This is a genomic window from Frankia sp. CeTa3Moorea (genome assembly GCF_978021225.1).
Map to the genome: position 1 here is coordinate 2,638 of NZ_CDXDOR010000223.1, position 3,446 is coordinate 6,083.

The window sequence follows — 3,446 nt, forward strand, 5'->3', positions numbered from 1 at the left end:
CACCGGGTCCCCGCGCGATCCCGCACGCCCCGACCCAGCCCCTCCGTGGTCCGGTAATTCACTCCTCAGTCAGACTGACAGGTGGGCGTTCATGGCTCGGGCCTTCTCGGCAAGCTCAGGCAGTTCCGCGACAGTGATGCCGGCTTGGGTGAGGAGTTCGTAGCCCTGGCAGTCGGCGACGAAGAGGCTGGGTTCACGCCAGGCGATGACCACCCGTGGGATCTTCGCTTCCAGGATGAGCTGGGTGCAGGTGCGTGGCCGGGATTTGCGCTGCGAGCAGGGTTCGAGAGTGCTGTAGATCGTCGCGGTGGCGAGCCGCGGGTCGTCGGGGACGATCTTCGCGAGTGCGGACTCCTCGGCATGCACCGCGTCGTCGACCTCACGGGAGAAGCCGAAGGCGATCTCCTCGTTGTTCTCGTCGACGATGACGGCGCCGACCGAGTAGGCGCCGGTGGCGGGCGGGCAGCGGTGGGCGAGTTCGATGGCCCGGGTCATCCAACGCTGATCGTCGAGCTGGGGCATGGAGCAGCTCGTCCTTCCCTGGGGCCGGTCCCTGGTGGAGGCAGACCGGGTAGCCGGTAGCGGGATGGTAGTCAGACGGTGATGGTCGTGGGGACCTGGTCCATCGCCTGGCGGAACTCGCGTACCTGTGGGGGATAGTCTGCCATCCGGCGACGGCGTCACGCAGTGACCGCAGACTGGTCATGATGCGTCCGGAGTGTGTGCTGGCGCCGACCGTGAATGCGTCGAGACCGAGTGTCGCGGCTTGCTCGGGTTCGCGTGCTCCTGCGTGCGCGGGGGCTTCGCGGGCGAGGTAGACACCGCGGTCGCGGTAGAAAGCCGAGGGGAGACCATCGATCGCGGCCCGGAACCCGGTGGCCGCGGCAGGGTAGTCACCGAGGGCGGCGAGGCTATGTGCCCGCTGGACCTCGATATAGGCAGGGCTGAAGAACTCGCCCCAGGGCATGAGGGCCGTCCCGGCCTGGGACGGGGTCCCCGTACTCCCACAGCGCCCGGCCGTCCTTCGCCCAGCGCAGCTCGAACACGCCCGGCTCCGAGCGGAAGCCCTTCACCCCGAGGCTCGGGTGGAACTGGCCCGTCTCCAAGCCCTCGCGGAACAGCACGACCGCGCGGCGGAACGCTCGCCGCTGCTCGGGAGTCAGCCGCGCGTACTCCGCCACGAAGCGGGCCACCTGCTCGTACGTGGGCACGCCGTCACGATAGTGCGTCGATCATTCCGAGCTCACGGGAGGTACGCGGCTCATCAGCTTGCCTTCGGGTGCTCCTCGACAGCCAACTGGTCCAGCTCGTCCAGAAGGGCATCGAACGCAGCGTCGGACAGGCAGAAGACGGTGCGACCCGCCTCGACATCCTCGTGGGCCTCGTCGATCGCGCGCTTGGTGTCGGGGTCGGGTTCATCAACCCACTCGTGGGGCTCAGGGTAGGGCTGCGCCGTCGCGTCCATGGCCAGCCTCCGCATCGGTGCGCATCGTGTCGACCCAACCTTAGCTTCGTCCATGATGGCTTGCGGCGGCAGCCTGGGCGAGCCTCAGGGCTGACGGACCCAAGCTGACACGGCCGATGTGCCTGCGGCTGTTGGCACGCGAAGGCTGGGCGCGGCAGCATCCGTTCACATCAGCCATCGGAGTGGTGCCCGCTGCGCGGCAGGAGTCGCGCCCCACGTTGACCGTCTCGTGGCCCCTCACTCAAACCCGAGGATGGGACGTCTGCCTGATCACCACACCGGCGGCCGTGGCGTTCATCGACATACCAGCACTTGAAGAACAGACCGGTCATCCCGTGAAGAGCGTCTACCGCCAGCCAGGCGAGCCACGATCGAACTCGTTCCCCCAGGCAGACACGATCATCGTCGCCCCGGCGACCTACAATACGATCAACAAATGGGCTGCCGGTACCAGCGACAACTACGCCCTTGGTGTCCTGGCCGAGGTATTCGGATTGGGTATCCCGGTCATCGTCCTGCCGTTCGTCAACTCGGCTCTGGCCGCGCACTTCGCCTTCCAGCGCAGCGTCACTGAGCTGAAGAAGGCCGGAGCCCACATCCTCATGGGACCGGGGGCCTGGCAGCCGCACGAGCCCCACACCGGCGGCCAGCACTTGGACACGTTTCCGTGGGGACTCGCACTCGACGAAGCGGACTATAGGACCGCGGGGAGCTGACCGTCCTGGACCAGTCCGCCGGGTAGCCCGGGGGGATCTCACCCCCGGGCTCCTACAGAACGGAGCGTGACGGTCTCCTGTCGCTCCGCTCGTCCCATCCGGTTCGTCAGAAGCTGGTGGTCCATGCCCAGTGGGCGAACAGGCGGGGCTGTCTACGGGTCAGGAACCGGGGCCGCTGCGCTGGCCGCCGTGGGGGCGGGAAAATCATGGGTGCGGCCGTCCGGGACGCCGGTGTCACTGTGATGCCTTCCCGAGCTCGGGAGTCAGGATGGCGCGGGGACCGCTGACAGGCGCCGTTGATTGTTGCCATGAGCACGCGGGTCAGACTCTTCCGAGACCTGTGGTCCCTCCGGACGGCCGCGCCTGGTAGCCGTCCGGGGATCGGAGACGTCTGGTGGAGTTGCTGCACGACCGGTGCGCCGCGCTGGATCGAGGAGGAGATACGCCCTTTTGCCCGCCAGCTTGACCACCCGGTCACGATCCCCGGGGTCGGCCGGACCGTCGCCGAGGCCATCATCGCCGAGACCGGCGCCGACATGACCCGCTTCCCGTCGGCCGGACACCTGGCGTCCTGGGCCGGGGTCTGTCCCGGCCACCACGAGTCCGCCGGCAAACGCAGATCCGGGAAGACCCCGCACGGCAACCACTGGCTCGGCGGCACCCTGGGCACCGCCGCCATGGCCGCCGCCCGTACCCGCGACACCACCTACCTCGGCGCCCGCTACCGCCGGCTCGCCCCACGGCTGGGCAAGAAGAAGGCCCTCGTCGCGATCGAGCACTCCATCCTGACCGCCGTCTGGCACATGCTCACCAACGACACCGACTACCAGAACCTCGACGGCGACTACTACACCCGACGCGACCCCGAACGCGCCCTGCGCCGCCTGACCCGCCAAGCCAACACCCTCGGCTACACCGTCCGCTTCGACCCCCTCCCCGAGGCCGCCTGAACCGGGCACCACCGTCACCTCACGTTATTTTTCGGGTCAGGCCCTTCCACCATCGTTTGTCCTTCTTGAACGACCTCAGACGTTTGAACTTCCGTCTGGCCCAGCGCACCAGGTAGGTGTTGATGCGGGTGAATAGGCGGTCCAGCGCAGAGCGGTAGAACATCCCGTAGTAGTTCATCCAGCCACGAATGACCGGATTCAGCCACGCCGCGAGCGCCCCGATGTCCTCGGCCGTGCGCAGGTGGATCCGCCGTTACTGGTCAGGTATTGACCAGCTTTCGGTGACTCTGAGTTAAGCCGCCGAGAGGGTGAGGG

General features: G+C 67.6%; 6 protein-coding genes. 2 read left to right on the forward strand and 4 right to left on the reverse strand.

Translation table 11 applies throughout. The features are described 5' to 3' along the window. Nucleotides 1–69: 69 nt before the first annotated feature. From AC08OV_RS23070 to AC08OV_RS23080, 3 genes are all read right to left on the reverse strand, one after another. Complete coding sequence (locus AC08OV_RS23070; protein ID WP_476615525.1) at nt 70–522, reverse strand: dCMP deaminase; 453 nt, start codon at nt 520–522, stop codon at nt 70–72. A 389-nt stretch (nt 523–911) separates the two neighbouring features. Then, nucleotides 912–1,211 carry a hypothetical protein gene (locus AC08OV_RS23075; protein WP_476615524.1) on the reverse strand — a complete coding sequence of 100 codons (300 nt, stop codon included), beginning with the start codon at nt 1,209–1,211 and terminating at the stop codon, nt 912–914. 53 nt (nt 1,212–1,264) lie between these two features. Further along, on the reverse strand, nt 1,265–1,465 hold the full coding sequence (locus AC08OV_RS23080) for a hypothetical protein (RefSeq protein ID WP_006543091.1): 201 nt from the start codon (nt 1,463–1,465) through the stop codon (nt 1,265–1,267). Nucleotides 1,466–1,683: 218 nt separating this feature from the next. Here AC08OV_RS23080 and AC08OV_RS23085 point away from each other — a divergent pair, with 218 nt between their 5' ends. After that, complete coding sequence (locus AC08OV_RS23085) at nt 1,684–2,181, forward strand: flavoprotein (protein ID WP_476620306.1); 498 nt, start codon at nt 1,684–1,686, stop codon at nt 2,179–2,181. Between the two features lie 308 nt (nt 2,182–2,489). Beyond that, nucleotides 2,490–3,131: a transposase gene (locus tag AC08OV_RS23090; RefSeq protein WP_476615522.1), complete on the forward strand. Its 642-nt coding sequence runs from the start codon at nt 2,490–2,492 to the stop codon at nt 3,129–3,131. 19 nt (nt 3,132–3,150) lie between these two features. On the opposite strand, the gene AC08OV_RS23095 is transcribed toward AC08OV_RS23090, so the two are convergent. Next, entirely contained in the window at nt 3,151–3,378 is a 228-nt protein-coding gene (locus AC08OV_RS23095; RefSeq protein WP_476620307.1) for a group II intron maturase-specific domain-containing protein, read from the reverse strand. Nucleotides 3,379–3,446 lie beyond the last annotated feature (68 nt).